Below are 25,004 nucleotides of genomic sequence, written 5' to 3'. Positions count from 1 at the left end.
TCAGAACCCCACCAGTCGGTCGATCTCGGCCCGGATTCGGGCGACGCTCGGGACCGCCGCCTCGAGCAGCGAGGGATGATGCGGGCTCGGGATGTCGGGCATGGTCACGCGCGCGACCGGCGCATCGAGGTCGAGGAAGGCCTCGTCCGCGACCACCGCCGCGATCTCCGCCCCGAACCCGCCGGTACGCAGGTCCTCGTGGACGATGAGGCAACGGCGCGTCCGCCGGACGCTTTCGAGCACCGCCTCGCGATCCCACGGCATCAGCGTGCGAAGGTCGAGCACGTCGGCGCTGACGCCCTCGGCCGCGGCTTCGCAGCGCGGGACCATCGCGCCCCAAGTGACGATGGTGATCCGGTCGCCTTCGCGGGTCTTCTTCGCCCGGCCGAAGGGAAGCACATAGTCGTCACCCGGCCACGGACGCCGGGCCCAGCTGTCGTCGAGCATCGCGCGATGCTCGAAGAAGAGGACGGGGTCGTTGCCGCGCAGGCTCATCCGCAAGAGTCCGACCGCATCCTCGGCATTGCTCGGCACCGCCACCATCCAGCCCGGATTGTGGACGAACTGCACCTCATTGGTCTGGCTGTGCCACGGATCGCCGCACTTGAAGAAGCCGCCGGGCACGCGGAGCACCATCGGCGCGGCGAAGCGATTGGCGGTGCGCCAGCGCATCGTCCCGCAGTCGTTGATCTGCTCGGTCGCCGGCTCGGCATATTTGCGGAACTGAATTTCGGGCACGGGAAGCAGCCCGGCGAGCGCCATCCCGACCGCACGGCCGACGATGCCCTCCTCGTTGAGACTGGTGTCGAACACGCGGGCGTGGCCGAACTTGTCCTGCAGCCCGAGGGTCACGGCATGAACCCCGCCCTTGGGGCCGACGTCCTCGCCAAACACGCACATGCGCGGGTTTGCGGCCAGCTCCTGGTCGAGCACGCGGCGAATGGCGGTGACCATGTTGATCCGCTGGCCGTCGGGGCGCGGCTCGTCGTGCGTGCGCTCGAGCCCAAGCCCGGCCTGGCCACCGACGGCCGAGTGACGACCCGAGAAGAAGACGTCGTCGGCGACATTGGCCACGTCGAGCACCGGTCGAGCCTCGGCCTCCTCTCGGGCGCGCCCGACTTCCCACGCGACCTGCTGCTCGAGTTCGCTCCACGCGCCCTCGCCGATCTGCCGGCCGGCGCAATGCACCTTCAGCCTCGGAAGCGGATCGCGGGCCCATTCGGCGGCGATCACGTCTTCGCTCTTGTAGGTCTGCGTGTCCTGGTAGCTATGGCCCTCGAGCCGCGGCACGGTGAGCCGCAGCAGCGCCGGCCCGGCGCCAGAGCGCACGTGCTGGACCGCCTGGTCGATCAGCCGCGCCGCCTCGACCGGCTGGGTCCCGTCACCGTTGAAGATCGCCAGCCCCTGGAAGGAAGCGAGGTTTGCGGCGATGTCCTGGCCCGGGGTCTGGTAGGTCGAGGGCACCGAGATGCCGTAGCCATTATCCTCGACGTAGAAGAGCATTGGCAGTTTCTGCGTGGTCGCGATGGTCAGGGCCGACCAGAAGCCGCCCGTCGCGCAGCTCGCGTCGCCGCCGAGCACCAGCGAGAGATTGCCGCTCGCCTGCTCCTTCAGCACCTCGGCCTTGTAGCGGATCGCCTGCGCCCAGCCGGCAGCCGGCGTATATTGCGCGCCGACGCCGCCGCTCATCGGAAGCGCGTGTGCGCCGCCCGGATTGGGATAGTTGAAGACTACCCCGATGTCGCGGCCGCCCGAATAGCCTCCGCTCCGCCCCATGCCCGAACCGAGCGCGTCGGCCAGTGGAACGCCGAGCGCGAGCAAGAGCGGACGGCTCCGGTAATAGCCGCAGGCCGCGTCGCCATCCCTCAGCTTCAGCCCGAGCAGCACCTGCGCCATGTCGTGGCCGCGGGCACTGAACTGGTAGAGCACCTGGCGAGCCGGGACGAGCTCTTCTTCCTCGAGGCGGTCCATCTCGCGGCTGGTGAGGACCAGCCGGGCAACCTCGCGCCAGTCGGTCTCGGTGCCGGTAAAGGCAGGGTCGGCGTCAGCCATGGACGGGAACTTCGTCCATCGCCTCGATCACCGCGGCGCAGAAGCGGTCGATGTCGCGGTCGGCGATCCCGACGACGTTGAAGCGGCCGCTGTCGGCCATGTAGACCGCATGGCGCTCGCGCAGCGCGCGGACCTGATCGGGGCTGAGCGGCATCATCGAGAACATGCCATATTCGTTGGCGATGTAGCCGAGCCGCTGGTCGCTGTCGGCGATCCGCCGGCGGACGGTGTTGATCCGGTCGCGCATCGCCGCCACCTCGCCCTGCCACTGCGAACGAAGCCCCGCGTCCTCGAGCACGATCCGGGCCGCCGCCGCGCCATGGTCGGGCGGCATCGACCAGGCCTCGCGCGCGATCTGGAGGACATGCGCCATCGCGTTGGCGGTCGCCGCCTTGTCGCGGGTCTTGAGCCAGAAGCTTCCAACGCGGTCGCGATAGACGCCGAAATTCTTGTCGCAGCTCTGCGCGATCAGCACTTCCTCGCAGGCGTCGAGCATGACCCGGACGCCGTAGCCGTCCTCCTCGAAGCCGCGGCCGAAACCCTGGTAGGCGATATCGATCAGCGGCGTGAGTCGGCGTTCCTTCGCGATTGCCGCGATCTCGCGCCACTCGGCTTCGCTGAAGTCGCCCCCGGTCGGATTGTGGCAGCAGCCATGAAGCAGCAGCACGTCACCGGGCGTCGCCTTCGTTGCTGCCTCGCGGAGCGCGCCGAAGTCGACCATCCGGGTCGCAAAGTCGTAATGGCGATATTCGACGATCTCGAGCCCGGCGCCCTTGAGCACCGGCGGATGATTGGGCCAGGTCGGCGTGCCCACCAGCACCTTGGCCTCGGGCTTGGCGAGCTTGATCAACCTTGCCGCGAGGAACAGCGCACCGCAGCCGCCGGGGGTCTGGACGCCCTCGATCCGCTCGTCTCCGGCGTGCGGTCCGAGTACGATCGGGCGCAGCGCCGCGGTAAAGCCGCGGTCGCCCCAGCCGCCGAGATAGGCCTTGGTCTCCTGGCTCTCGACGAGCCGCCGTTCGGCTTCCTTGACGCTCGCCGGAATGGGGGTGCGCCCCTCCCCGTCGCGGAATACGCCGACCCCCACGTCGATCTTGTTGTCGCGCGGATCGGCCGCGATCAGCGCGATCAGTGCGAGCAGCGAATCGCTGACGACGGGGTCGAGGTCGGCAATGCCCTTGGGCGCAGGCTGGGTCAGCATGAGCGCGGCTCTAGCGACCTTAGGCGTCGTAATCCACCGCCACGCCTTCGCCCTTGGGCACGGCCTGGCAGGTGAGGACGTAGCCGGCCGCGATCTCCTCGTCGCTTAGCCCGTAGCGCGCCGCCATCGAGACCTCGCCGGCGGTGACCCGCGCGCGACAGGTGGCACAGACACCGGCCTTGCAGGCGAACGGTGCCGGAAGCCCCGACGCGCGTGCGGCATCGAGGATGTTGGTGCCGTCGAAGGCGATCCGCCGGGTGCGCCCATCAATGGTGACGCTGATCTGCTGGCCCGCCGCCTGCTGCTGCAGTTCGGCCATCTCCGCCGCCAGCGCCGCCGAGGGCCGACCGGCGGTGAAGCGCTCGATCAGGATCCGCTCGGGCGCGACTCCGCGCTCGAGCAGCGCCGCCTCTGCCGAGTCCATCATCGGTCCCGGTCCGCAGATGAAGAAGGCGGCGACCTCGTCCGCTCGTGGCACGAAGGATTCCAGCAGCTGCACGCAGGTGTCGCGGTTGAGCATGCCGTTCAGCAGCTCGACATCGCCATCCTCGTCCGAGAGCAGGTGGAACAGCTCGAACCGGCCGAGGAAGCGGTCCTTGAGCTCGGCCAGCGCGTCGAGGAAGATGATGCTGCTGGCATCTCGGTTGCCGTAGAAAAGGGTGAAGCGGCTATCCGGCTCCTCGCTCAGCGCGGTCCGCGCGAGGCTCATGATCGGAGTGATGCCCGAGCCGCCGGCGAAGGCGACGAAGTGGCGCCGCTGGCCCGCCTCGAAGGGATAAGTGAAGGAGCCGTGCGGGGGCATGACGTCGAGGCGGTCGCCGGGACGAAGCGCGCGCGCGACCCAATTGGAGAAGGCGCCGCCCGCGATCTGCTTGACCGTGACCTTGAGCGCACCGTCCGCCGGCGCGGTGCACAGCGAGTAATTGCGGCGGACTTCCTCGCCGCCGATCTCCGCGCGCAGCGTCAGATGCTGGCCGGCGCGATAGCGGAAGACATCCGCGAGCTCGGGCGGAATGGCGAAGCGGAGCGAGCGCGCCTCGGCCGTTTCCTCGACGATCTCCGCTACCTCGAGGCTGTGGAAATGCTTTTCGCTCACCAGGCGGCGTCCGGGTAGGTGCGCGGCAGATATTGCATGACCGCGAGCAGATGGCCGAGATGCTCGCTGTGGTGGCCTCGACGGCCGCCGAGGATCGGCCGCTGGTCGGCAGGCACCGGCAGACGCGCTTCGCCGAGCACCGCGGCGATCGCGCTTCGGTAGTCGGCCTCGAAGTGGCGCGGGTCGACCGCGATTCCGCAGGCGATGGCCGACTGCAGCTCCTCGTCAACTTCGAACAATTCGGGGACGAAGCGCCAGCACCAGTCGAGCCCGTCCTGCGTCCGGCGGGCGCTCTCCTCGGTCCCGTCGCCGAGGCGGACGACCCAGTCGGCGGCGAGCTCGCGATGATAGGTGACTTCCTTGACCGCCTTGGCGGCGACCTCGCGGACGGCCTGGTCGCTGCTGCCCTCGAGCCGCTGGTAGAGCATCTGCTGCCAGGTCGAGAAGAGGAGCTGGCGAACCATGGTGCGGGCGAAGTCGCCATTGGGCTGCTCGACCAGCAGGCAGTTGCGATAGTCGAGCACGTCGCGCTTGAAGGCGAGCTCGTCGGCGTCGCCGGCCGCACCGAGCAGCAGGGTCGCCTGTCCGATCAGGTCGAGCGCGAGATTGGCAAGGCTGAGGTCGACCTCGACTGAAGGGGCATGGCCGCACCATTCGCCGAGGCGCTGGCCGAGGATCAACGAATCGTCGCCGAGCCGAAGGAGGTAGCCGGCACGGACGGGATCGTGGACGTCGGCAGGGGCGTCGAAGGCACCGGCTGGGCGGATCCGCTCGGCGACGGCCTCGTCCTCGGGACGGATCGGCGGAAGGCTGGGCATCAGATGTGCTTCACCACGTCGGGAATGTCGTAGAAGGTCGGATGCCGGTAGACCTTGTCGGCGGCGGGCTCGAACAGCTCGCCGGCCTGCGCCGGGTCAGAGGCGACGATGTCGCTCGACTTCACCACCCACAGGCTGACGCCTTCCTGCCGGCGGGTGTAAGTGTCGCGGGCGTGACGCAGCGCCAGTTCGGCGTCGGGCGCGTGGACACTTCCGAAGTGACGATGCGCCAGTCCGCCCTTGGTGCGGACGAACACTTCCCAGAGCGGCCAGTCGGACAAAAGAACCTCCGTCGTTCAGGCGCGGTGCCTGAGATCCCAGCCTTCGCGGGGACGACGGACTTGGTCAAGCCGCGGCCTTGGCGGCCCGCTTCTTCGCTTCGTGCGCCTGCGCCGCCTCGCGCACCCAGGCATTCTTCTCCCAGGCGTCGCGGCGTGCGGTCATCCGCTCCTTGGCCACCGGACCCTCGCCCTTCACCACGGCGTAGAACTCGTCCCAGTCGACCGCGCCGAAGTCGTAGCCGCCCTTCTCCTCGTTCCACTTGAGGTCGGAGTCCGGCACGGTCAGGCCTATGAACTCCGCCTGGGGCACGGTGATGTCGACAAACTTCTGGCGCAGGTCGTCATTAGTATCGCGCTTGATCCGCCAGCGCATGCTCTGCGCGGTGTTGGGCGAATTGTCGTCGGGCGGGCCAAACATCATCAGGCTCGGCCACCACCAGCGGTTAAGCGCGTCCTGCGCCATGCGCTTCTGAGCCTCGGTGCCTTGCGCGAGATGCATCATGATCTCGTAGCCCTGGCGCTGGTGGAAGCTCTCTTCCTTGCAGACCCGGACCATCGCCCGGGCATAGGGGCCGTAGCTGGTCCGCTGCAGCGGGACCTGGTTCATGATCGCCGCGCCGTCGACCAGCCAGCCGATCGCGCCGATATCGGCCCAGGTCAGCGTCGGGTAATTGAAGATGGTGCTGTACTTGGCCTTGCCCGAGTGGAGCGCCTCGATCATCTCCTCGCGACTGGTACCGAGCGTCTCGGCGGCGCAGTAGAGGTAGAGGCCGTGGCCAGCCTCGTCCTGCACCTTGGCGAGCAGGATGGCCTTGCGCCGGAGCGAGGGCGCGCGGCTGATCCAGTTTCCCTCGGGCAGCATCCCGACGATCTCGCTGTGCGCATGCTGGCTGATCTGCCGGGTGAGCGTCCGGCGATAGGCTTCGGGCATCCAGTCCTTGGGCTCGATGAACTCGTCCGCCGCGACCCGCGCCTCGAACGCCGCGAGCAGTTCGGGATCCTCCTGAGTGGCGATCGGCTGGACCTTGGCCCCGGGCTTGCTGAGATCGGTCGTGTACATGACTGCTAGATAGCCATTGCAAGGCCTTGGTTCCAGACGGTCCTTTCGCCTAGAGCGCGACCGTGCCCCTGCCCCGCGCCCGTGTCGTCACCCTCAATGCCGCGCTCGGCCCGCTCGACTATCGCATTCCCGATGGCATGGAGGTCGAGCCCGGAAGCGTCGTGATCGCACCGCTCGGGCCACGCCAGCTGGTCGGGGTCGCTTGGGAGGCCGAGCGGCTGCCGAGCGAGGAAGTCGGAGACAACCGCCTGCGGCCGCTGGCCGGGCTGATCGACGTGCCGCCGGTGCCGGCCGCCTTGCGCCGATTGTGCGAGTGGACCGCCGACTATTACCTCAGCCCCCTGGCGTCGGTGCTGCGGATGGTGCTTCCCTCCTCCTCGGCGCTCGAGGGCTCGCGGCAGCTCACCGAATATCGGCCGACCGGCGCCCGCCCCGAGAGGCTCACTCCGCAGCGGCTTCAGGCGCTCGAGCGGCTCGAGGGGCGGCAGGGCACCATCCGTGAGCTTGCCGCGCACGCCGAGGTCAGCGACGCGGTGCTCCGCGGGCTCGTCGCGGCGGGCGCACTCGAGCGGATCCAGGTCGAGGCGGACAGCGCCCTCGCCTGCCCCGACCCCGCCTTCGCGCCGCCCACGCTCAGCGAGGATCAGCAGGCCGCCGCCGACAGCCTCGCCGCCAGCGTCGGCAACGGCTTCGATCCGGTGCTGCTCGACGGGGTGACGGGATCGGGCAAGACCGAGGTCTATTTCGAGGCGGTCGCCGAAGCGCTCCTCAAGGATCTCCAGGTGCTCGTACTCCTGCCCGAGATCGCGCTGACCGAGCCGTTCCTCAAGCGCTTCGCCGCGCGGTTCGGCTGCGCACCGGTGGCTTGGCATTCGGACCTCCGCTCCTCGCAGCGACGGCGGGCGTGGCGCGGAATCGCCAGCGGCGAGGCGAAGGTGGTGGTCGGCGCCCGCTCGGCGCTCTTCCTCCCTTATGCGAGGCTCGGGCTGATCGTGGTCGACGAGGCGCACGAGCCGAGCTTCAAGCAGGAAGAAGGCGTGCAATATCACGCGCGGGACGTGGCGGTGATGCGCGCCAAGTTCGAGGACATTCCGGTGATCCTTTCCTCGGCGACCCCGGCGATCGAGACCCGCCACATGGTCGAGAGCGGGCGCTACCGCGAGCTTCGCCTGCGCGAGCGCCACGCCGGGGCACAGCTTCCCAGTCTGACCGCGCTCGATCTCACCGCCGATCCGCCGCCGCGCGGGCGCTGGATCGCGCCGCGACTGGTCGAGGAGCTCGAGGCCAATCTCGCGGCGGGCGAGCAGAGCCTGCTGTTCCTCAATCGCCGCGGCTTCGCCCCGCTGACGCTGTGTCGGACTTGCGGGCATCGTTTCCAGTGCCCCAATTGCACCGCCTGGATGGTGGAGCACCGGCTTCTCCACCGTCTCGCCTGCCACCATTGCGGCCATGTCATGGCGCCGCCCAAGGCCTGCCCGGAATGCGGCGAGGCGGACACGCTGGTCGCCTGCGGTCCCGGAGTCGAGCGGATCGCCGACGAGGTGCAGGCTTTGATGCCCGACGCCCGCACCGCGATCGTCACATCCGACACCATCTGGTCTCCTGCCCGCGCCGCCGAGTTCGTGCGCCAAATGGAAGCGGGCGAGATCGACATCGTGGTCGGGACCCAGCTCGTCACCAAGGGCTACCACTTTCCCAACCTCACGCTTGTCGGGGTGATCGACGCCGACCTCGGACTGTCCGGGGGCGACCTCCGCGCGGCCGAACGGACCTTCCAGCAGATCGCGCAGGTCGCCGGCCGGGCGGGCCGCGGCGACAAGCCCGGGCGGGTGTTCGTCCAGACCCACCTGCCCAACGCGCCGGTCATCGCCGCGCTCGTCAGCGGCGACACCGAGCGATTTGTCACCACCGAGACTCAAGCGCGCCAGGAAGCCGCGATGCCGCCATTCGGTCGGCTCGCCGCGATCGTGGTCAGCGCCGAGGACAAGGAAGAGGCCGAGGCGGTCGCCCGGCGCATTGGCCGCTCGGCGCCGCGGGTCGAGGGAATGGAGGTCTACGGACCCGCTCCCGCGCCGCTCGCCATGCTCCGCGGACGGCACCGCTTCCGGCTGCTGGTGCACGCCCGCCGGAGCCTCGACGTGCAGGACGTCATCCGCGATTGGCTTGGCGCAACCGAGTGGAGCGGCAAGGTTAGAGTTTCGGTTGACGTGGACCCCTATTCTTTCCTTTAATCAGGAGGTTGAACTTGGGGGGTCCTGATTCCATGCGTCGCTTCCTTCTCGCCTCGGTCCTGCTTCTCGGCACTTCTCCAGCGGCAGCAGCCTGGCAGGAAGCCCGGACCAAGCATTTCATCATCTATTCCGAGCAGAAGACCGAGGACCTGCGCGCCTACGCCGAGCGGCTCGAGCGCTACGACCGCGCCGTCCGCACTGTCCGCGGGATGGACGATCCCGCGCTCAGCGACGGAGGCAAGGTCACCATCTTCGTGCTTCCCAACGTGGCGGCGGTGCAGCGGCTGCACAGCTTCTCGGGGAGCAACGTGCTCGGCTTCTACCTGGGGCGTGCGGAAGGGTCGGTTGCCTTCGTCCCGAGCCGGATCGGTGCTCGTACCCGCGTCGAGATCGATGCCGACCACGTCTTCCAGCATGAGTATATGCACCATCTCCAGCTGAGCGATCAGAAGTCGCCGCTCGCGTCCTGGATGGTCGAGGGCATTGCCGAGTTCTTCGGAACGGCCGGAGTGGACGAGGACGGGACGGTCCGGATCGGGGCGCCGCCGCAGGTGCGCGGCTACATGGTGCTGGAAGACGTCGGATTCACCACCGAGCAGCTGTTGACGGGGCAAACTCCGAAAAACGCGATCGAGCGGGAGTCGGTCTACGGCAAGGGCTGGCTCCTCACCCACTATCTTGCCTTCGACAAGGCGCGGGCCGGCCAGTTGACGCGCTACACGACGGCACTGGGACGCGGCGAAAAGCCGCTTGCGGCGGCCAACGGCGCCTTTGGCGATCTCAAGAAGCTCGAGGCGGAGCTGGAGAAATATGCCCGAGGCAAGTTCAACGGGTTGAACGTCCCTCCCGGGCCCAAGCCCGAGGTCACGGTCCGTCCGGTGAGCGAGGGTCAGGCCGCGATCATGGCGGTCCGGATGCGCTCCGAGCGAGGCGTCGACAAGAGCAGCGCGCCGGGTGTGGCAAGCAGTGCCCGCGCGATCGGCCAGCGCTACCCCGGCGATCCACTCGTGCAGGGCATCGTCGCCGAAGCCGAGTTCGACGCGAAGAACTATCCGGCGGCACTGGCCGCAGCGGACCGCGCGCTCGCCGCCGATCCCAACAATGTCCAGGCGATGATCTACAAGGGTCGGACGCTGGCTGCGATGGCGAAGGAGAAGGGCGCGTCGGCCGACTGGGCGGAAGTCCGTCGCTGGTTCATCCGCGCGAACCGGGCAGATACCGAAAACGCCGAGCCCCTCTACCTTTTCTACCAGACCTTCGCCGACAGCGGGCAGGCGCCGACCGCATCGGCCAAGGAAGGCCTCTACTACGCCCAGGCTCTTGCCCCGCAGGACATGGGGCTGCGCCTCGCCGCCGTCCGCCAGCTGCTGCAGGACAACAAGGTCGCCGAGGCCGAGCCGATGTTCGCCGCGATTGCCTTCAATCCCCACCTCGGACCGAGCCAGCAGACCAAGCTGGCCGAGGTGATGGCGCTGATCCGCGCCCGCGACGGCAAGGCCGCGCTGGCGATGATCGAGGCCGAGGAAAAGAAGGCGAAGGAAGAAGCCGCCAAGCGCGCTTAAGGCAGGTAGCGCCCGTCGACATTGCCCGAGGGCGAGTAGCGGCAGACGAGATAGCTCCAGCGGCGGTTCGAGCGGATGGCGCAGCCCACCCGCTCGCTCCGCCGGGAGACGATCTGGCTGTAGTGGCCGACGTCGCTCCAGTTGCCGGTGCGGCTCACCGCCGGGAACACGCCCGGCCGGAACCAGCGGCCCTCGTTCAGCCACGCCCCGACCATCGCGTTGACCGGATAGGCGTTGACGCTGCCCATCCACAGATTTTCGCCCTGCCCGGCTCGGATCTGCCGCGGGCTGTGGCCCCAACGGTCGGTCCGCGCGAGCTCGGCGGCCCAGCGGTCGGCGGCAAGCGCGAGACCGAGGTCCCACGCCATCGGCGCGACGTTCCACCGGGCGCGCTCGGCATTGTGCAGCCGAAGCAGCTCGGCCGACCAATTCTGGGCGGCGGCCGGGCTGGCGGCGAGAAGAAGGGCGAGCAAGGGAACGATGCGACGCATGACACGCTGAATGTGCCGAGCGAAAATGAACAAGCCACTGACGTTAACCGCTGTTTACGGCGAACCGCTGGCCTCATGGCGGTGTGGCGTCGCCGCCAGATCACGTTAACCGCCGGGGCCGCATGACCACCATCATCCCGATCCTCGGCGACCAGCTGAGCCATGGCCTCGCCTCGCTTCGCGGGAGCGACCTGGCCTCGAGCGTGGTGCTGATGATGGAGGTGGCCGAGGAGACGACCTACGTCCGCCACCACAAGGCCAAGATCGTCCTCATCCTTTCCGCCATGCGGCATTTTGCCGAGGAGCTTCGCGGTGCGGGCTGGCAGGTCGACTATGTGCGGCTTGACGATCCCGACAACAGCGGCTCCTTCACCGGCGAGGTCGAGCGCTGCATCGGGCGCAACGAAGGCAGCAGCATCCGGATCGTCGAGGCGGGCGAGTGGCGCGTCCAGCAGGCGATCGGCGGCTGGCGCGACCGCTTCGGGGTGCCGGTCGAGATCCTTTCGGACGACCGCTTCATATGCCCCCTACCCGACTTCTTTGCCTGGGCGGCGTCGCGGCGCGAGCTGGTGATGGAGAGCTTCTATCGCCAGCAGCGCCGCCGCACCGGGCTGCTGATGGAGTCCGACGATACGCCGGTCGGCGGGCAGTGGAACTTCGACAAGGACAATCGCGCGCCCCCGCCCCGCCAACGCCCCTTGCGCGAACCCAGGCGCTTCGCTCCGGACGAGACCACCCGCGAGGTCATCGCGCTGGTGGAGGGGCGCTTCCGGCACCATTTCGGAACGCTCGACAGCTTCGCCCTCCCGGTCACCGCGGAACAGGCGCGCGCGCTCCTCGCCGACTTCGTCGAGGAACGGCTTCCGCGCTTCGGCACCTACCAGGATGCGATGCTCGAAGGCGCCGACTTCCTCTATCATTCGCGGCTGTCGACCAGCCTCAACTGCGGCCTGCTAACCCCGATCGAAGTGTGCGAGGCCGCCGAGGCCGCGTACCACCGCGGCGAGGCGCCGCTCAACGCCGTCGAGGGCTTTATCCGCCAGATGATCGGCTGGCGCGAATATATTCGCGGCATGTACTGGCTCGAGATGCCCGGCCTGTCCGAGGTCAACTTCTTCGGCAACCGCCGCGATCTGCCCGACTTCTACTGGACCGGCACGACCGACATGGCCTGCTGCGCCGACAGCGTCCGCAACACCCGCGACAATGCCTATGCCCACCACATCCAGCGGCTGATGGTGCTCGGCAATTTCGCGATGCTGGCGGGGATCGACCCGGCTCAGGTCGCCGACTGGTACCTCGTCGTCTACGCCGACGCCTATGAGTGGGTCGAGCATCCCAATGTGCTCGGAATGAGCCAGTTCGCCGACGGCGGACGCCTCGGCACCAAGCCCTATGCGGGTTCGGGCGCCTACATCAACAAGATGAGCAACTACTGCAAAGGCTGCCGCTTCGACGTGAAGAAGCGCGTCGGCGAGGACGCCTGCCCGTTCAATGCGCTCTACTGGGACTTCCTCGACCGCAACGAGGCCAAGCTGCGCGGCAATCGCCGGATGTGGCAGCCTTACGCGACCTGGAACCGCTTCGGGGACAGCACGAAGTCCGAAATCCGCGCCCAGGCCCGGCGCTTTCTCGACTCGCTCGAAGGCGCGGCGCCGGGCTGGGCGCGGGCCTATTCCGCAGCGACGGCGAGCGGCGGGGAGGAGACAGGAAAGAGCGGCCGCTCCGGCTGAGCGAAGGCCGCCTCGACCATGGCCGGATCGAGGCCATAATCCGCGAGAGCGTAGCGGTGACCGCGATGCTCTTTCGCGCCTGAGATGTAGCGCTCCATCGCCGCCATCACCTCGCCGGTGAGCGAAAGGCCGAGGAAGCGGTAGAGCCGGTGCATGGCGCCGCGCCAGTCGGCGGTCATCGTGTCGTAGTGAAGGTCGAAGGCGGGCACCTCGGGGTGAAGGGTGCGGACGGCGGCGAGCTGGCGCTGACGCCTCGCGGTGCGCTCCAGCCACTCGGGTCCGATCGCTCGCGCGTCGGCAGCGTCGCTGTGGATGCGCCGCTGCTGGTGGACCAGGCTGGCGCTCGACGCGACGACCTTCAGCGGATCGCGGCTGAGGCAGACGAGCTGCGCATCGGGGAAGGTCGCGATCAGCGCTTCGGCCATTCCGCTGTAGGCCGGGCACTTCAGCACCCAGCGGCGCTGGCCACTCTCCCCGCGCGCCCAGGCGTTGATCCGGAGCAGGGTGCGAAGCTCGGCCGCCACGGGAAGAAGATCGCGGCTTTCTTCCTGCTCAAGAAAGCCCGGCAGGTCCCACTGCACCGCGAATTGCCCGCTGTGGAAGGCGAAGGAGAGGTAGCCGAATTCCTCGTCGGGCTGCATCGGCCCCGACGGATGGAGCTGCTGCACCGCCGGGTTGAGCGTACGCAGGATCGCATGGACCGTGGCGGCGGCGGCGATCCGCTTGCGGTCGCGCCGTCCGCTCGGGACCGGGAACAGCGTCTCGTGGAGCCGCGTCCACGCCAGCCGCGGGTCGCAGGCGAGAAGCCGCTGCACTCGGGTCGAGCCCGACCGCATCGGACCCATGATGATGATCGGCGCAGCTATCGGCTGCTCGTGGATCTCCGGATGGCGGGCGAGCAGGCGCTCGGCCCGGCAGCGCGCCTTGAGCAGGCCGACCAGCTGGCCATTGGCCATGATCCGGCCGAGCGGAGACAGCCGCGCCTCATGGTGGAGGCTCTCGCACAGCGCCGCGAAGGCGGGGCGCCAGTGCGTTCCCGGCACCCGTGAAAGGCCCTGTCTCCGGCACACATAGGCTTCGATCCGCTCGGGATCGAGCGTGACCGGCGGAAGGCGCCCCAACGAGCGGTTGGCGAGGCGCAGGAGGCGAAGGTCGTCGGTCAAGTCACCGGGGGTAACGTCTCCCCCGTGCCGCCGGTTGCCACCTCTTGCGGCATTTGGCGGCGTCGTACCCACCAGGGCTGGACCAGATGGCCGCGGCGGGCGGCAAGGACGACGAACCAGATCCCGAGGCTCGTCGCCAGAAGCATTGCGATGACCGAGGCCTCGAGGCCAAACGCTCCACCCGACAGCCACTCTGGGCCCGACAGGCGCGCGGTGACCAGGCCCTGCTGGTCGAGACCCGAGACGGGCACGTCGAAGATCTCGCCCTGGGTGAAATTCCACGCCGCGTGGATGCCGATCGCGAACCACAGGCTGCGGGTCAGCATGTAGGCGCCGCCGAGCAGGATGCCCGCCTCCACCGCGATCGCCAGCGACGAGAACAGCGTCGCATTGGGGTTTGCGAAATGGGCGAACCCGAACAGCAGCGAGCTTGCGACAAGTGCGAACCAGGATCCGCCGAATTCCTCCAGCCAGCGAAAGAGGATGCCACGGATCAGCACTTCTTCGAAGAAACCGGGAACGAGGCCGATCAGGATCAGCGATGCGAGGATCCCGATGCGATCGCCATCCCCAGCGATCGAATAGACGCCGACCAGCGCGGCGACTCCAACCACCGCCGAGAACAGGACGAAGCCGACGGCGGTCCCGGCCCCGAGACCCTTGAGACTGCCGCGCCAGGGTAGGTCGTCGCGCGGACGCTCTCCCATCTTTGCGATGACGAACTTGTAGGCGAGCAATGCGAGTGTCAGTGCGATGAGGAAGCTGACCAGCTCCTCCCACGGGCTCGCGAGCTTCGGCAGCAGCCCACCGATCACCTGCGCCAGCACCTGCGCGAAGACGAAGGTCGCCGCGGCGATGACCATCGTCACCAGCGGAAAGTCGACGATCCGCCGCCACCGTGGCTTGCCTGCAATGTCCGTCATTTGCCCCCCCCCCTTTTCGTCCCCGCGCTACAGCAAGCGGGTTTCGCCCGCCGACGCAAGCCGTTCCGCCTCGAGCAGCGCGCGCTTGCGCTCCAGTCCTCCAGCATAGCCGCCGAGCGCGCCGTCGTTGCGGATTACGCGGTGACACGGAACGATAACGGCGATCGGGTTCGCGCCGTTCGCGGTGCCGACTGCCCTCGTGGCTTTGGGGTCGCCAAGAGCGCGAGCAATGTCGAGATAGGAGCGCGTTTCTCCAGGCGGGATCTTGCGCAGTTCAGCCCACACCCGCTGCTGGAAGGCGGTCCCGGGGACATCGACCGCGAGACCTTGCGCAAGCGACGGATCGGCAATGGCCGCCACCGCCGCCTGGACCATCGGAGCTTCCGCATCCTCGATGAACTCGGCCTCGGAGTAGACTGCCCGAAGGCGTTCCAGGTCAGGATCGAAGCTGACATGGCACACCCCGCGCGCCGTGGCCCCGATGAGCATCGGACCGAAGGCGGTTTCCACGACCGCATGGTGGATGGTCATTCCAGCTCCCTTTCGAACAATCGCCGATGGGGCAGCGCCGAGCGCCTTGGCCGCGGCGTAGAAACGGCTCGGCCCCGAATAGCCCGCCTCGTAGATGGCCTCTGTCACGCTCGCGCCCTGCTCCAGGCAGGCCCGCGCCCGCTCGAGCCGCACCGCCCGGCCGAAGGCGGCGGGCGACATCCCGATCTGGCGAGTGAAGATTCGCTGCAGATGCGACGGCGAATATCCGGTCGCGGCACCCAGCCCGGCAAGCGGCAGGGGACCACCGGTCTCCTCGATCCGGCGCCGCGCTTCGGCGACCGCGGCAACGTCGGCAGCAACGTCGTCGGGAAGGCAACGGCGGCACGCGCGAAAGCCGGCCGCGACCGCAGCGGCCGTCTCGGCGAAGAAGAGCATGTTCTCGCGCTTCGGCCGGCGCGCAGGACAGGATGGGCGGCAGTAGATGCCTGTCGTCGTCACCGCCCCGACGAAGCGGCCATCGAAAGACCGGTCGCGCGCCTCGAAGGCCGCCCAGGCCTGGTCGTCGCTGAAGGGGGTTGGTTCGTGCATCGCCGTCTTCTGCCCGATGTGCGATGCCCGCGCATCCCGAAGCTTGCGGTCAAACCTTCACCTCGTCCGGTCGGTGTCGGGCCGCTAGAAGCCACGCTCCATGACCCTCTCGATCCACATCGACCAGCTCTCCGCCGAAGATGTGCGGGCGCTGCTCGACCTGCACGTCGCCGCCATGCGGGGCCAGTCGCCTGCCGATGCCTGCCACGTCATGGCCGCCGATTCCCTCTCCCGCCCCGAGATCAGCTTCTTTGCCCTGCGTGACGAAGGAGCGCTCGTCGCCATTGGCGCCCTTAAGGAACTTGGCGACGGAAACGGGGAAGTGAAGTCCATGCGCGTCGACCCGGGTCGTGCCGGCCAGGGGTTCGGACGCGAGTTGCTCGGACGCCTCGTCGCCGAAGCCCGCCGACGCGGGTATCATGCGCTCCTCCTCGAAACGGGGCGGAACGCCGATTTCGCGGCTGCCAACGCGCTCTACGACAGCGCCGGCTTCGTCGAATGCGGCTCCTTCGGGGGCTATCCGGAAAGCAACTTCACCCGCTTCCTTCGCCTCGATCTCTGACTCGCCTTGCATCCCCCGGGACCCCCTGCTAGGGGCCCGGCCAACCCGGCTGGGGCGAGCGATCGTAAGGTCGCTACCGCCCCGCTTTGCATATATTTGACGGAGCTTTAGGCGCGTGGAGACTTCCGGCGGCATTCGGGCCAGCTTAGCGGGACGCTACGCGTCGGCGCTGTTCGACCTTGCCCGTGACGAACGCCAGATCGACGCGGTCGGTCGCAGCCTCGAGGGGCTAAAGGCAAACATGGCGGAATCGCGAGAGCTGCGGGCCCTCGTCTCGAGCCCGCTGGTCAGCCGCGACGCGGCCGGCAAGGCCCTTGCGGCCGCGGCGGCCTCGATGGGGCTCGATCCCCTGACCACCCGCTTTGTCGGCGTCCTCGCGAGCAACGGCCGGCTTCGCCAGCTGGCGGACGTGATCCGCATCTTCGAGCGGCTTGCAGCCGACCACCGCGGCGAGACCTCTGCCGAAGTGACCAGCGCCCGCCCGCTTGCCGACGACCAGATCGCTGCGCTCCGCACTCAGCTCGGAGCCCGCGTCGGCCGCGACATCCGGATCGACGCCCGCGTCGACCCCTCCATTCTCGGCGGCATCGTCGTCCGGCTCGGAAGCCAGATGATCGACGCGTCGATCCGCACCAAACTCAACTCCCTCGCCCAGGCGATGAAAGGCTAATCGATGGACATCCGCGCCGCTGAAATCTCCCGCGTCATCCGCGACCAGATCGCGAATTTCGACGCCGACGCGCAGGTCTCCGAAGTCGGCCAGGTGCTGTCGGTCGGTGACGGCATCGCCCGCATCCACGGCCTCGACAATGTTCAGGCCGGCGAGATGGTCGAGTTCGACAATGGCGTGAAGGGCATGGCCCTCAACCTCGAGGCTGACAACGTCGGCGTCGTCATCTTCGGCTCCGACTCCGAAATCCGCGAAGGCTCGACCGCCAAGCGCACCGGCACCATCGTCGACGTCCCCGTCGGCAAGGGCCTGCTCGGCCGCGTCGTCGACGCGCTCGGCAACCCGATCGACGGCAAGGGCCCGATCGTCGCCGAGAAGCGCAGCCGCGTCGAGGTCAAGGCGCCCGGCATCATCCCGCGCAAGTCGGTGCACGAGCCGATGCAGACCGGCCTCAAGGCGCTTGACGCGCTCGTTCCCGTCGGCCGCGGCCAGCGCGAGCTGATCATCGGCGACCGCCAGACTGGCAAGACCGCCGTCGCGCTCGACACCTTCATCAACCAGAAGGCCGCGCACCAGGGCGACAACGAGAACGAGAAGCTCTACTGCATCTACGTCGCGGTCGGCCAGAAGCGCTCGACCGTCGCTCAGATCGTCCGCGCGCTCGAGGAGAATGGCGCGATGGAATATTCCATCGTCGTTGCCGCGACTGCGTCGGAGCCGGCCCCGCTCCAGTTCCTCGCGCCCTACACCGGCTGTGCGATGGGCGAATATTTCCGCGACAACGGCATGCACGCCGTGATCGTCTATGACGACCTTTCGAAGCAGGCCGTCGCCTACCGCCAGATGTCGCTGTTGCTGCGCCGTCCGCCGGGCCGCGAAGCCTATCCCGGCGACGTCTTCTATCTTCACAGCCGGCTGCTCGAGCGCGCCGCCAAGATGAACGACGCCAATGGCAACGGCTCGCTGACCGCACTTCCGGTCATCGAGACCCAGGCGGGCGACGTGTCGGCCTACATTCCGACCAACGTCATCTCGATCACCGACGGCCAGATTTTCCTCGAGACCGACCTCTTCTACCAGGGCGTCCGTCCGGCCATTAACGTCGGTCTCTCGGTCAGCCGCGTCGGCTCGGCCGCGCAGACCAAGGCGATGAAGAAGGTCGCCGGCTCGATCAAGCTCGAGCTCGCCCAGTATCGCGAGATGGCGGCGTTCGCCCAGTTCGGTTCGGACCTCGACGCCTCGACCCAGAAGCTGCTGGCGCGCGGCGCTCGCCTGACCGAGCTGCTCAAGCAGGGTCAGTTCCAGCCGATGCCGATCGAGGAGCAGGTCGTCTCGATCTTCGCCGGAACGCAGGGCTTCATCGACAGCGTGCCGACCAGCGACGTCACCCGCTACGAGGCCGCGCTGCTCAGCTTCATGCGCTCGGAGAAGCCGGAGATCCTGGCCAAGATCCGCGACACCAAGGCGCTCGACGACGAGACCTCCTCGGCGCTCAAGGACGCGCTCGGCGCCTTCGGCAAGCAGTTCGCGTAGGTACGCTGGACCCCGCCCCGCGCGGGGTCCGGTCGTTCTTTGTAGGTTCTGGGCCCCGGCCAGCGCCGGGGAACAAGGAAGCAAATGGCAAGTCTCAAGGCCCTCAAGATCCGCATCGGCTCGGTCAAGTCGACGCAGAAGATCACCAAGGCGATGAAGATGGTCGCCGCGGCGAAGCTTCGCCGTGCGCAGTCGAACGCCGAGCAGGGCCGCCCCTATTCGCAGCGGCTGTCGGACGTGGTTTCCAGCCTCGCCAGCCGGATCACCGTTGGCCCGCAGAGCCCGCGGCTGATCGCCGGCACCGGTAGCGACCAGCGCCACCTGATTGTCGTCGCCGCCAGCGATCGCGGTCTCGCCGGTGCGTTCAACACCAACATCGTCCGCGCCGTCCGTCGCACCGCCGACGAACTCATCGCGCAGGGCAAGGACGTCCGCTTCTTCATCGTCGGCCGCAAGAGCCGACCGGTCCTGACGCGCTTCTTCGGCGCCGACCGCATCGTCGGCCAGTATGACACGAGCGAGATGAAGAACCCGGCCTACAGCGACGCCCAGGCGATCGCGGCCGAGATCACCCGCCGCTTCGAGGCAGGCGAGTTCGACGTTGCCCACCTCGCTTATTCGAACTTCAAGTCGGTCCTCGCGCAGGAGCCGACGATCGACCAGATCATTCCGGTCAAGCCCGCCGCCGCCAACGACGGTGCGACCTCGGTCGCTTCTGCCGCGGTAGAATATGAGCCTGACGAGGAGGAGATCCTCGCCGCACTGCTCCCGCGCAACGTCGCCATCCAGATCTATCGCGCCCTGCTCGAGAACCAGGCCGGCTTTTACGGCAGCCAGATGACGGCGATGGACAATGCGACGCGCAATGCCGGCGACATGATCAATCGCCTCTCGATCCAGTACAACCGCCAGCGCCAGGCGGCGATCACGACCGAGCTGGTCGAGATCATCTCCGGCGCCGAAGCGCTCTAACGAACACGACAAGGCAAGGAAGACAGCCATGGCCACCGCCGCCGACACCATCCACACGCCGCAGGGCACCTCCTCGAACCTCACCGGGCGCGTCGCGCAGGTGATCGGCGCCGTTGTCGACGTCGCGTTCGACGGCGAGCTGCCGGCGATCCTGTCGGCGCTCGAGACCGACAACAATGGCAATCGCCTGGTCCTCGAGGTCGCCCAGCACCTCGGCGAGAACATCGTCCGCACCATCGCGATGGACGCGACCGACGGTCTCACCCGCGGTCAGTCGGTCCGTGCCACCGGCTCCCAGATCCGCGTGCCCGTCGGTCCCAAGACCCTCGGCCGCATCATGAACGTCATCGGCGAGCCGATCGACGAACGCGGCCCGATCGGAAGCGACATGTCGGCCCCGATCCATGCCGAGGCTCCGCTGTTCGTCGACCAGTCGACCGACGCCTCGATCCTGGTTACCGGGATCAAGGTCATCGACCTTCTCGCCCCCTACGCCAAGGGCGGCAAGATCGGCCTGTTCGGCGGCGCCGGCGTCGGCAAGACCGTGCTCATCCAGGAGCTGATCAACAACATCGCCAAGGGCCACGGCGGCGTTTCGGTGTTCGCCGGCGTCGGCGAGCGCACCCGTGAGGGCAACGACCTCTATCACGAGTTCCTCGAAGCCGGCGTCATCGCCAGCGACTCCGACGGCAACCCGATCAGCGAAGGCTCCAAGGTCGCGCTCGTGTTCGGCCAGATGAACGAGCCGCCGGGAGCGCGCGCCCGCGTCGCCCTGTCGGGTCTGACCCAGGCCGAATATTTCCGCGACGTCGAAGGCCAGGACGTGCTGTTCTTCGTCGACAATATCTTCCGCTTCACCCAGGCGGGTTCGGAAGTGTCGGCGCTGCTCGGCCGTATTCCTTCGGCCGTGGGCTATCAGCCGACCCTGTCGACCGACATGGGCCAGCTGCAGGAGCGGATCACCTCGACCAACAAGGGCTCGATCACCTCGGTGCAGGCGATCTACGTCCCGGCCGACGATCTTACCGATCCGGCCCCTGCCGCGTCGTTCGCCCACCTCGACGCCACCACCACGCTGTCGCGCGCCATCTCGGAGCTGGGCATCTACCCGGCGGTCGATCCGCTCGACTCGGTCAGCCGCGTGCTGACCCCGGCTGTCGTCGGCCAGGAGCATTACGAAACGGCCCGCGCGGTTCAGGAAGTGCTCCAGAAGTACAAGAGCCTGCAGGACATCATCGCCATTCTCGGCATGGACGAGCTTTCGGAAGAGGATAAGCTCACCGTCAGCCGCGCCCGCAAGATTCAGCGCTTCCTTTCGCAGCCGTTCCACGTCGCCGAGGTGTTCACCGGCATCCCGGGCAAGTTCGTCCAGGTCGAGGACACCGTGCGCAGCTTCAAGGCGGTCGTGAACGGCGAGTATGACCACCTGCCGGAATCTGCCTTCTACATGGTCGGCGGCATCGACGAGGCGGTCGCCAAGGCCGAGAAGATGGCCGCGGACGCCTAAGTCTTCTTCCCCTCCCGTTCGCGGGAGGGGACCGAGGGGTGGGTCTGATTGGGCCGCCCGCACCTCGGCTTCACTGACAGGCCCCCCCCCACCCTTCCCGCAAGCGGGAGGGGAGCAGGTATTCGAGCGATGGCAGACCTTCACTTCACCCTCACCACCCCCGAGCGCCAGATGATCAGCGACGACGTCCACATGGTCGTCGTTCCCGGCGTCGAGGGCGAGTTCGGTGTGATGGCTGGCCACGCCCCCTTTATGACCACGCTCCGCGACGGCGAGCTGGCGGTCTATCGCTCGGCCGGCGCTACCCCCGAGCGCATCCGGGTGTCGGGCGGCTTTGCCGAGGTGGGCGACGCCGGCCTCACCATCCTTGCGGAAAGCGCCGAGGCCTAGCTCCTCGCCACTGCCGTTCGCACCCCTGAAGCCCCGCGAACGTTAACGAACCTCAGTTCCGGTTAGCCTTTTGGCAAAGTTTGCGTGTCATCAACCACGCGAACAAACGTCACGGACGGGATCGGCACTGGCATGAACGCATTCGGCAAGCGCGGAGGGATGACCGGGGGAGGTCGTCCAAACTTCGGCGTCGCGCGTCCGATGAAGGGCGGCGGCAGTGCCGGTGGCGAACAATTCCCGCCCGTCGAGGACGTCGCGCCGGAGCCTGAACCGGTCGAACCGGGCGGCCCGCAGCTGGGCGCAATGGACCGCCTCAATATCCGGATGAACGGCTCGGCCGAGGCAGGCTCGTCGAAGCAGGAGGGCTTCGAGGCCAGCGTCCACCGGATCAAGGAACAGGTCCTCCCCCGCCTGCTCGAGCGGGTCGATCCCGAGGCCGCCGCAACGCTCGGCAAGGACGAGCTGGCGGAAGAATTCCGCCCGATCATCTCCGAAGTGCTGACCGAGCTCAAGATCAACCTCAACCGGCGCGAGCAGTTCGCGCTGGAGAAGGTGCTGGTCGACGAATTGCTCGGCCTCGGACCGCTCGAGGAACTGCTGGCCGACCCGTCGGTCAGCGACATCATGGTCAACGGTCCCGACCAGACCTTCGTCGAACGCAAAGGCAAGCTCGAACTCGCCCAGATCCAGTTCCGCGACGAGGAGCATCTGTTCCAGATCGCCCAGCGGATCGTGAACAAGGTCGGCCGCCGCGTCGACCAGACCACCCCGCTCGCCGACGCCCGCCTCCAGGACGGCAGCCGCGTCAACGTCATCATCCCGCCGCTCTCGCTTCGCGGCACCGCCATCTCGATCCGTAAGTTCTCCGAGAAGCCGATCACGCTCGACATGATGCGCGGCTTCGGGTCGATGAGCGAGAAGATGGCGACCGTGCTCAAGATCGCGGGCGCGGCGCGGATGAACATCGTCATCTCGGGCGGTACCGGCTCGGGCAAGACGACCATGCTCAATGCCCTGTCGAAGATGATCGACCCGGGCGAGCGCGTCATCACCATCGAGGACGCGGCCGAACTCCGGCTTCAGCAGCCGCACTGGCTGCCGCTCGAGACCCGCCCGCCCAATCTCGAGGGCCAGGGCGCGATCACCATCCGCGACCTCGTCATCAACGCGCTGCGTATGCGTCCCGACCGGATCATCCTCGGCGAAATCCGTGGTCAGGAGTGTTTCGACCTCCTGGCCGCGATGAACACGGGTCACGACGGCTCGATGGCCACCCTCCACTCCAACAGCCCGCGCGAGTGCCTGGCGCGTATGGAGAACATGGTCATGATGGGCGACATCAAGATTCCGAAGGAGGCGATCAGCCGGCAGATCGCCGATTCGGTCGACCTCATCGTCCAGGTGAAGCGCCTCCGCGACGGTTCGCGCCGCACGACCAACATCACCGAGGTCATCGGGATGGAGGGCGAGGTCATCGTCACCCAGGAGCTGTTCAAGTTCGAATATCTCGACGAGACCGCCGAGGGGAAGATCATCGGCGAATATCGCTCGATGGGCCTCCGCCCCTACACGCTCGACAAGGCCAAGCAGTTCGGCTTCGACCAGCCCTACCTCGAGGCCTGCCTCTAGGCCTGCCTCTAGGCGCAGACCCTTGCCTGCCGGAGGCTCAGCGCTCCATTCGGTAGACGAGGTTTAGCGAGATGCCGGTTTCGAGCTGTCCAGGCGCGACTATTCCGTCACGCAGCGGCGCTGGCGGCGGCGCTGGCGGCGCGGCTTCGGAATAGCTGACCCGGCTGGCCGTCACGACCACGTCGGTACCGCGATAGCTGGTTCCCTCTTCCATCGACAGCAATGACACCCGGCTGAAGCCCTGCGCGCGGGCATATTCGAGCGCTTCCGACTGGCCGCGGGCGAGCGCGCGCTTGCGGGCTTCGGCGCGCAATGGAAGCGGATCGGAGATCGAGAAATTGGGACCGTAGACGGTATCGGCGCCGGCGGTGGTCAGCGTGTCGAGCAGCGCGGTCAGCCGGGGAATGTCGCGCGTCTTGAGCTGGATCGAATTGCTCGCGACATAGCCGTTGAAGACCTGCCGCCCACGACCCGTCGCGGGATCGTTGACGTAATTATACTCGGGGCTGAGCTGGATGCCCTGGGTCTGGATGTCGCGCTCGCGGAGCCCGGCACGGCGGATGGTGGCGAGCAGCCGCTCGGTCTTCTCCTTATTGGCCGCGGCGGCCGCGGTCGCGGTTGGTGCCCGCGACTGGGTCCCGACGGTGATGCTCGCCTCGTCGGGCGGCGTGCGCAGGGTCTCCGCGATCTGCAGCTTGACCAGAGGGGTCGTCGCCATCTCAGCGATGGTCGATTGCGGCAGCACCTGTGCGCCGGCGATGGCGGGAAGCGGGAGAAGCAGAAGCAGGGCGGCAAGACGCATCGGAGATCCTTCGACTGTTCAAGCAGGCAACGAGCATTTGCGCGATGCTGTTCCGGCTCCTCAACAACTCCGGCTGAAGCGAGGCTTAACCCTTTGACGTTGACCGCTTGATTTACCGCTGCTCCAATCGGCGGCGAGGTTCGAATCCTCACAACGGGGAACCAGCATGAAGCGCGACATCCTTCCGATGCGGTCAGCACCAGACTGCCGGTTTCCCACTGCACCGGGTATGCAGGTGCCTGCCACGCACCACAAGCGAACGCCTTCCGCACGCCGGTCCCCCGGGACAGCGCGGGCACGGTCCTGCGAGCTTCGGGCTCCCACCGTGCCGACGTGGCGTGCGGGAGGTCAGTAGCATGACGCTGCCCCTCGCCTACCTGACCCTCGCAGCAATCGGCGGCATCGTCCTGCTGTGGCTGCTCGGCGCGCGCAGGTCGGAGACGATCTACGCTCCCGATGTCGGCCTGCTCTATCGCGACGGCCAGTTCGTGCGGGAGCTTGGACCGGGGCGGCACATGTTGTTCGACCCGGGATCGCGCATCCGGATCGTTCGGGTCAACGCCGCCCCGACAACCCTGCGGCTGGCCGAGACCACGCTCGTCTCGGCCGATCAGTTCGCCTTCAAGGTCGGCTTGTCGCCGACCGTCCGGATCACTGACGCCCGTGCCTTCCACGAAGCGCAGCCAATTGCTCCCGCCTACTCGATGAGCGGTGGAACGGTGCAGGCGGTTCGGCCTGCCATGCGCCCGACCACGGTAAGCGGCCCCCCCGACATGCAGGCGCAGCTCTCGGCGGCGGCGATCCTGGCGGCTGCGGCCATGCCGTTGAAGGAAATCATCGCCGCGCCCGCCACCCTTGCCGCGGCGGCGCGGACGGCCCTGACGGGCAGCGTGCCGGGGGTCGACGTGGTGGACGTGCTGGTCACCTCGATCACCCTTCCGCCCGAGACCCGGCGGATGTTCACCGACGTCGAACGGGCGCGGCAGGAAGCACTGGCTTCGCTCGAGCGGGCGCGCGGCGAGCAGGCTTCGCTGCGAGCGCTGGCCAATGCCGCTAGGCTGCTCGCCGACAATCCGGCGCTCGGCAATCTGCGCTTCCTGCAGACGCTCGAACAGACGCCCGGCCCCAAGACGATCGTGCTCGGCCAAGGCGGGCTGATGGCGGACGTCGGGGCTACTCGCGCGTCTCCTCGTCCCGACACCGCCGACTGAGCGAAAAAGAAAAGGAGCCCGGCCTTGCGGCCGAGCT

The 25,004-nt window shown here is 67.8% G+C and carries 22 protein-coding genes; 11 read left to right on the top strand and 11 right to left on the bottom strand.

From position 1 onward, the window contains the following. From ABD727_RS06100 to paaA, 6 genes are all read right to left on the bottom strand, one after another. On the bottom strand, positions 1–2,052 hold the full coding sequence (locus tag ABD727_RS06100) for an alpha-ketoacid dehydrogenase subunit alpha/beta (protein ID WP_344706496.1): 2,052 nt from the start codon (positions 2,050–2,052) through the stop codon (positions 1–3). Next, positions 2,045–3,253 (bottom strand): amino acid aminotransferase, encoded by a 1,209-nt coding sequence (locus tag ABD727_RS06095; RefSeq protein WP_344706495.1) that lies wholly within the window; start codon positions 3,251–3,253, stop codon positions 2,045–2,047. Before ABD727_RS06095 ends, ABD727_RS06100 begins: the two co-directional genes overlap by 8 nt. A gap of 19 nt (positions 3,254–3,272) precedes the next feature. Beyond that, entirely contained in the window at positions 3,273–4,349 is a 1,077-nt protein-coding gene (locus ABD727_RS06090; protein WP_344706494.1) for a 2Fe-2S iron-sulfur cluster-binding protein, read from the bottom strand. After that, complete coding sequence (gene paaC / locus ABD727_RS06085; protein ID WP_344706493.1) at positions 4,346–5,167, bottom strand: 1,2-phenylacetyl-CoA epoxidase subunit PaaC; 822 nt, start codon at positions 5,165–5,167, stop codon at positions 4,346–4,348. The genes ABD727_RS06090 and paaC overlap by 4 nt, the downstream gene beginning before the upstream one ends. Beyond that, on the bottom strand, positions 5,167–5,448 hold the full coding sequence (gene paaB, locus ABD727_RS06080; RefSeq protein ID WP_344706492.1) for a 1,2-phenylacetyl-CoA epoxidase subunit PaaB: 282 nt from the start codon (positions 5,446–5,448) through the stop codon (positions 5,167–5,169). Before paaB ends, paaC begins: the two co-directional genes overlap by 1 nt. 64 nt (positions 5,449–5,512) lie before the next feature. After that, positions 5,513–6,508 (bottom strand): 1,2-phenylacetyl-CoA epoxidase subunit PaaA, encoded by a 996-nt coding sequence (gene paaA / locus ABD727_RS06075; protein ID WP_344706491.1) that lies wholly within the window; start codon positions 6,506–6,508, stop codon positions 5,513–5,515. Positions 6,509–6,576: 68 nt separating this feature from the next. Here paaA and ABD727_RS06070 point away from each other — a divergent pair, with 68 nt between their 5' ends. Continuing rightward, positions 6,577–8,739: a primosomal protein N' gene (locus ABD727_RS06070; RefSeq protein WP_344708033.1), complete on the top strand. Its 2,163-nt coding sequence runs from the start codon at positions 6,577–6,579 to the stop codon at positions 8,737–8,739. Positions 8,740–8,771: 32 nt separating this feature from the next. Continuing rightward, complete coding sequence (locus tag ABD727_RS06065) at positions 8,772–10,301, top strand: hypothetical protein (RefSeq protein WP_344706490.1); 1,530 nt, start codon at positions 8,772–8,774, stop codon at positions 10,299–10,301. Here the strand turns inward: ABD727_RS06065 and ABD727_RS06060 are convergent. Further along, positions 10,298–10,792: a CAP domain-containing protein gene (locus tag ABD727_RS06060; RefSeq protein ID WP_344706489.1), complete on the bottom strand. Its 495-nt coding sequence runs from the start codon at positions 10,790–10,792 to the stop codon at positions 10,298–10,300. The two genes, ABD727_RS06065 and ABD727_RS06060, sit on opposite strands and share 4 nt — an antisense overlap. 122 nt (positions 10,793–10,914) lie before the next feature. Here ABD727_RS06060 and ABD727_RS06055 point away from each other — a divergent pair, with 122 nt between their 5' ends. Beyond that, a complete protein-coding gene (locus tag ABD727_RS06055) occupies positions 10,915–12,525 on the top strand; it encodes a cryptochrome/photolyase family protein (RefSeq protein ID WP_344706488.1) in 1,611 nt (536 codons plus the stop codon). Here ABD727_RS06055 and ABD727_RS06050 read toward each other — a convergent pair. The 3 genes from ABD727_RS06050 to ABD727_RS06040 are packed head-to-tail and all read right to left on the bottom strand — an operon-like array spanning position 12,465 to position 15,691. Beyond that, complete coding sequence (locus ABD727_RS06050) at positions 12,465–13,688, bottom strand: sulfotransferase family protein (RefSeq protein WP_344706487.1); 1,224 nt, start codon at positions 13,686–13,688, stop codon at positions 12,465–12,467. The two genes, ABD727_RS06055 and ABD727_RS06050, sit on opposite strands and share 61 nt — an antisense overlap. Then, a complete protein-coding gene (locus ABD727_RS06045) occupies positions 13,685–14,611 on the bottom strand; it encodes a CPBP family intramembrane glutamic endopeptidase (protein ID WP_344706486.1) in 927 nt (308 codons plus the stop codon). The genes ABD727_RS06050 and ABD727_RS06045 overlap by 4 nt, the downstream gene beginning before the upstream one ends. A 27-nt stretch (positions 14,612–14,638) precedes the next feature. Then, positions 14,639–15,691 carry a bifunctional transcriptional activator/DNA repair enzyme AdaA gene (locus tag ABD727_RS06040; RefSeq protein ID WP_344706485.1) on the bottom strand — a complete coding sequence of 351 codons (1,053 nt, stop codon included), beginning with the start codon at positions 15,689–15,691 and terminating at the stop codon, positions 14,639–14,641. A gap of 100 nt (positions 15,692–15,791) precedes the next feature. On the opposite strand from ABD727_RS06040, the gene ABD727_RS06035 reads away from it, so the two are divergent. From ABD727_RS06035 to ABD727_RS06005, 7 genes are all read left to right on the top strand, one after another. Further along, positions 15,792–16,253 carry a GNAT family N-acetyltransferase gene (locus ABD727_RS06035; RefSeq protein ID WP_344706484.1) on the top strand — a complete coding sequence of 154 codons (462 nt, stop codon included), beginning with the start codon at positions 15,792–15,794 and terminating at the stop codon, positions 16,251–16,253. 115 nt (positions 16,254–16,368) lie between these two features. After that, positions 16,369–16,923: a F0F1 ATP synthase subunit delta gene (locus ABD727_RS06030; RefSeq protein ID WP_344706483.1), complete on the top strand. Its 555-nt coding sequence runs from the start codon at positions 16,369–16,371 to the stop codon at positions 16,921–16,923. A gap of 3 nt (positions 16,924–16,926) precedes the next feature. Continuing rightward, complete coding sequence (gene atpA, locus ABD727_RS06025) at positions 16,927–18,456, top strand: F0F1 ATP synthase subunit alpha (RefSeq protein WP_344706482.1); 1,530 nt, start codon at positions 16,927–16,929, stop codon at positions 18,454–18,456. A gap of 84 nt (positions 18,457–18,540) precedes the next feature. Beyond that, the gene (locus ABD727_RS06020) at positions 18,541–19,428 is read left to right on the top strand and encodes a F0F1 ATP synthase subunit gamma (RefSeq protein ID WP_344706481.1); all 888 of its coding nucleotides are present in this window, start codon (positions 18,541–18,543) and stop codon (positions 19,426–19,428) included. Positions 19,429–19,456: 28 nt separating this feature from the next. Beyond that, the gene (gene atpD / locus ABD727_RS06015; RefSeq protein WP_344706480.1) at positions 19,457–20,935 is read left to right on the top strand and encodes a F0F1 ATP synthase subunit beta; all 1,479 of its coding nucleotides are present in this window, start codon (positions 19,457–19,459) and stop codon (positions 20,933–20,935) included. 129 nt (positions 20,936–21,064) lie between these two features. Further along, on the top strand, positions 21,065–21,325 hold the full coding sequence (locus ABD727_RS06010; RefSeq protein WP_344706479.1) for an ATP synthase F1 subunit epsilon: 261 nt from the start codon (positions 21,065–21,067) through the stop codon (positions 21,323–21,325). A 132-nt stretch (positions 21,326–21,457) separates the two neighbouring features. Further along, on the top strand, positions 21,458–22,954 hold the full coding sequence (locus tag ABD727_RS06005) for a TadA family conjugal transfer-associated ATPase (protein ID WP_344706478.1): 1,497 nt from the start codon (positions 21,458–21,460) through the stop codon (positions 22,952–22,954). Between the two features lie 37 nt (positions 22,955–22,991). Here the strand turns inward: ABD727_RS06005 and ABD727_RS06000 are convergent, their stop codons facing one another. Then, positions 22,992–23,756: an SIMPL domain-containing protein gene (locus ABD727_RS06000; RefSeq protein ID WP_344706477.1), complete on the bottom strand. Its 765-nt coding sequence runs from the start codon at positions 23,754–23,756 to the stop codon at positions 22,992–22,994. A 356-nt stretch (positions 23,757–24,112) separates the two neighbouring features. Here ABD727_RS06000 and ABD727_RS05995 point away from each other — a divergent pair, with 356 nt between their 5' ends. Next, complete coding sequence (locus ABD727_RS05995) at positions 24,113–24,967, top strand: SPFH domain-containing protein (protein WP_344706476.1); 855 nt, start codon at positions 24,113–24,115, stop codon at positions 24,965–24,967. Positions 24,968–25,004 lie beyond the last annotated feature (37 nt).

The organism is Sphingomonas swuensis (genome assembly GCF_039538045.1).
GTDB lineage: Bacteria > Pseudomonadota > Alphaproteobacteria > Sphingomonadales > Sphingomonadaceae > Sphingomicrobium > Sphingomicrobium swuense.
The sequence above is the reverse complement of the archived record's forward strand: the minus strand, read 5'-3'. Positions and strand labels throughout refer to the sequence as shown.